Annotated in this window: 5 protein-coding genes and 1 pseudogene; 2 read left to right on the top strand and 4 right to left on the bottom strand. The window is 67.3% G+C overall.

The annotated features are described in order from the left end of the window. Positions 1 to 931, bottom strand: a 931-nt coding sequence (locus tag DQP58_RS26260) for a PPE family protein (protein ID WP_133259448.1), incomplete at its 3' end; no start/stop codon positions are given. Positions 932 to 942: 11 nt separating this feature from the next. Next, complete coding sequence (locus tag DQP58_RS26255) at positions 943 to 1,242, bottom strand: PE family protein (RefSeq protein ID WP_112710952.1); 300 nt, start codon at positions 1,240 to 1,242, stop codon at positions 943 to 945. 303 nt (positions 1,243 to 1,545) lie between these two features. Between DQP58_RS26255 and DQP58_RS26250 the strand changes: the two genes are divergently transcribed. After that, positions 1,546 to 1,707 carry a hypothetical protein gene (locus DQP58_RS26250; protein ID WP_240630164.1) on the top strand — a complete coding sequence of 54 codons (162 nt, stop codon included), beginning with the start codon at positions 1,546 to 1,548 and terminating at the stop codon, positions 1,705 to 1,707. Between the two features lie 42 nt (positions 1,708 to 1,749). Then, positions 1,750 to 2,490 carry an SIMPL domain-containing protein gene (locus DQP58_RS26245; protein ID WP_112710950.1) on the top strand — a complete coding sequence of 247 codons (741 nt, stop codon included), beginning with the start codon at positions 1,750 to 1,752 and terminating at the stop codon, positions 2,488 to 2,490. 71 nt (positions 2,491 to 2,561) lie between these two features. Here the strand turns inward: DQP58_RS26245 and hpt are convergent, their stop codons facing one another. Beyond that, positions 2,562 to 3,173, bottom strand: coding sequence for a hypoxanthine phosphoribosyltransferase (gene hpt, locus DQP58_RS26240; RefSeq protein WP_064885228.1), 612 nt, complete (start codon positions 3,171 to 3,173; stop codon positions 2,562 to 2,564). Between the two features lie 50 nt (positions 3,174 to 3,223). Further along, positions 3,224 to 3,381: pseudogene (locus tag DQP58_RS26235) on the bottom strand (tRNA lysidine(34) synthetase TilS); the annotation flags it as partial.

The raw sequence follows: 3,381 nt of genomic DNA, 5'->3' as shown, positions 1-3,381 counted from the left end.
CGCCCATCGAGCCCAGCCCCGCGCCCGAAACGGCCGCGGGGACAGCCGCTTCCGCGGCTTTGGCGACCCCCTCGGCTGCGGACTTCGCGGCTGGCATGAAGCCCTGCGCGAGGCTCTGGATGTCTTTGAACGAGGTGGTGAAAAGCCGCGTCGGCGAAATCAACCGGATGAATGCGTCGAACGGCGTGCTGGCATCCAACGTTTGCGATCCGGTCAGGCCCTCCAACAAATCACCCAGCGGGCCGCTCACCACCAGGCCATCGCCTTCGGGGTTGAGGCTGATGCCGCCCAGGGAGAACGCAGGATTGTTCGTCGCTTGGGCCACCGCCGCGGCCTGAGAGGCGGTCCCGGTGGGATTGGTCGCTTGGGCCACCGCCGCGGCCTGAGAGGCCGCGCCGGCCGGGTTGGTCGCGAGTTCGGCCGGCTCGAACGGCGGCAACGTCGACGCGGCGGCCGACGTTCCGGCGTATCCGTACATCGCGGCGGCGTCTTGCGCCCACATCTCACCGTATTGGGCCTCGGTGGCCGCAATGGCCGGGATGTTCTGGCCGAGGAAGTTCGTCGCCAGCAACTCCGTCAGCAACGCCCGGTTCGCCGCGATCACCGGCGGTGGCACCGTTTCGGCGTACGCCGCCTCGTAGGCGCCCGCCGCCGCTACCGCCTGAGCGGCAACGTGTTCGGCCCGACCGACCGTGTCGCGCAACCACGCCACCTGCGGAAGTACCGCCGTCAGCATGGACGCGGCGGCCGGCCCCTGCCACGGTCCGTCGGCCAGCCCCGCGATCACCGCCGCGTAGGCGGAAGCCGCGCAATGCAGCTCGGCGGCCAGGCCGTCCCAGGCCGCCGCGGCCGCCAGGAGCGGGCCTGAGCCGGGTCCCGAGTACATCAACGCGGAGTTGATCTCGGGCGGCAACTGCGCAAAATCGAGCATCGCGAGCTCGCCTAACCGACCGCGGCGGTGTTGGCGATCTCCGTGGCGGCGTACGAACCGGCGCTGATGCCGAGCATCGTCGCCAGCTGCTCACGAACCACCGCGGCCTGCGCGCTGATTTCCTGGAACAGCTGGCCGTGCCGGGAGAACTGTTGCGCTGTCAATATCGATACCGCGTCGGCCGCGGCGGGAGCCACACTGGTCGTGGGAACCGCCACCGCCGAACTTCCCTCCCGCACGGCCGCATTGATCCGGTTCAGCTCGCGGGAAGCCGCATCCAGTATTTCCGGCTGCGCCATCAGAAAAGACATGACGTCTCAAAACCCTTTCACATCAATAGTTCTCGGGCACTCGTCTAGGTGCCGAGTCGGACGCCTCGACACGTTAGGTCAGTCGTGTCTCGAGATGACAGCCCCAGAGGCGCTAATTCACGGTCGGGACGGAAACTGTTCACTTAGCTGATCTGGAATGCTGCGACTTTTGGAGAACGTATGAAAAATGTTGTGTGTAAACATATTTGAGGCCATATATGTACTCATATGAGGCCTCTGTGCTGCCCGCCCCGGTTTGCCCGCGGCGCAGGAGACGGGTCCGCCCGGGCGTGGCCGGTCGCAATGCCCGCCCTGCTGTGGGTGACTTTGGTCCTGGACCTGCCGCTGGTGCCGATAATCGTCATGGCGCTTGCATCAACCACACTGTCGCACCTCATCGTTCGCGTATGCGGGCTGAACGAAGCCGGCGACTTCGGCCGAAACGCCGACAACGCCGCGGCGTAAATCGCGCCCGCCGACCGCGGCCCGGACGCTAGGGTGCCAGGCATGCCGGTCGCACCGAATGCCTCGAAGTTTGTCCGCCGATCGATCGGAGCGGTCGCGGCCGGCCTGACCATCGCCGCGATGTCGGCGTGCGACAAGCACAACGCGCCACAGCCCGGGGCCAACCCCCGTCAGGTCACGGTCGTGGGCACCGGCCAGGTCCAGGGCGTCCCGGACACCCTGACCGCCGACGTCGGCATCGAATTCACCGCACCCGACGTCACCACCGCGATGAACCAGACCAATGACCGGCAACAGGCGGTGATCAACGCACTGACCGGCGCCGGCATCGACCGTAAGGACATCAGCACCACCGAGGTCACCCTGTCCCCCGAATACAACAACCCGGAGCCCAGCGGCACCGCTGCCATCAGCGCCTACCGCGCCACCAACGCCATCGCCGTCAAGATCCACCCGACGGACGCCGCGTCGCGGCTGCTGGCCCTCATCGTCGGCACCGGCGGCGACGCCACCCGGATCAAGTCGGTTCGCTATTCCATCGCCGACGATTCGCAGCTGGTGAAGGACGCCCGGTCGCGCGCGTTCAACGACGCCAAGAACCGCGCCGAGCAGTACGCCCAGCTATCCGGGCTTCGGCTGGGCCGGGTGCTGTCCATCTCGGAGGCCACCGGCGCCACCCCACCGCCGGTCGGTGCGCCGCGGGCCATGCCGTCCATGGTTCCGCTGGAGCCCGGCCAGCAAACCGTGAACTTCTCGGTGACCGCGGTGTGGGAGTTGGACTAGCGGCGATCGCAAGCGCGGCGTAGCCGGGCGCAGCGGGTCGACGCCATTGGATTGAGCCCGACGAGCCGGGGCTACTGCTGGTAGACCCTGGGGTCCAGCGTGCCGATGTAGGACAGGTCCCGGTAGCGCTCGTCGTAGTCGAGGCCGTAGCCCACGACGAAGTCGTTGGGAATGTCGAAGCCCACGTAGGCGATGTCCACGTGGGCGCCCTGTGCGTCGGGCTTGCGCAGCAGCGTGCACACCCGCAGCGACCGCGGGTGCCGCGTCTTGAGGTTGCGCAACAGCCAGGACAGGGTGAGTCCCGAGTCCACGACGTCCTCCACGATCAGGACGTCACGGCCCTCGATATCGCGGTCCAGATCCTTGAGGATCCGCACCACGCCCGACGATGACGTTGACGACCCGTACGAGCTGACGGCCATGAACTCGAACTGGGTAGGCAGCGGGATCGCCCGGGCCAGGTCAGTGACAAAGATCACAGCGCCCTTGAGCACGGTGATCAGTAGCAGATCCTGACCGGTCTCGGTCGCGGCGTCGCGGTAGCTCTCACCGATTTCGTGGCCGAGTTCGGCGATGCGCGCCTGAATTTGCGCCGACGTAAGCAGGACAGACTTGATATCCCCGGGGTAAAGCTCCGCGGGCTGAGCGGGGGTGATCGCCGAGGAGATCTGGGCCACGCCCACAGAGTGCCACGACGGCGGGCGAATAACCAACGGCAGCCCCAATATTGCGGTTAACGGACCGGCTCACGCCACAGCGTCAGCAGGCCGTCGCGGCGGCCCGCGAACAATCTCTCGCCCGGCGACGACGACCCCACCGCCACCCCGCCCTGCCCGTGCCAGCCGGTGACCAGGGCGTCGACCCCCCGGATTTGCTTGTCGGTCAGGCCGG

Origin of the sequence: Mycobacterium colombiense (assembly GCF_003284975.1) — a bacterium.
Lineage (GTDB): Bacteria > Actinomycetota > Actinomycetes > Mycobacteriales > Mycobacteriaceae > Mycobacterium > Mycobacterium europaeum_A.
The sequence above is the reverse complement of the archived record's forward strand: the minus strand, read 5'-3'. Positions and strand labels throughout refer to the sequence as shown.

What these genes read in the sequence shown, in the direction of transcription:
- DQP58_RS26255 (WP_112710952.1), bottom strand. Translation starts at nt 1,242, where the DNA reads ATGTCTTTTCTGATGGCGCAGCCGGAAATACTGGATGCGGCTTCCCGC.
- DQP58_RS26250 (WP_240630164.1), top strand. Translation starts at nt 1,546, where the DNA reads ATGCCCGCCCTGCTGTGGGTGACTTTGGTCCTGGACCTGCCGCTGGTG.
- DQP58_RS26245 (WP_112710950.1), top strand. Translation starts at nt 1,750, where the DNA reads ATGCCGGTCGCACCGAATGCCTCGAAGTTTGTCCGCCGATCGATCGGA.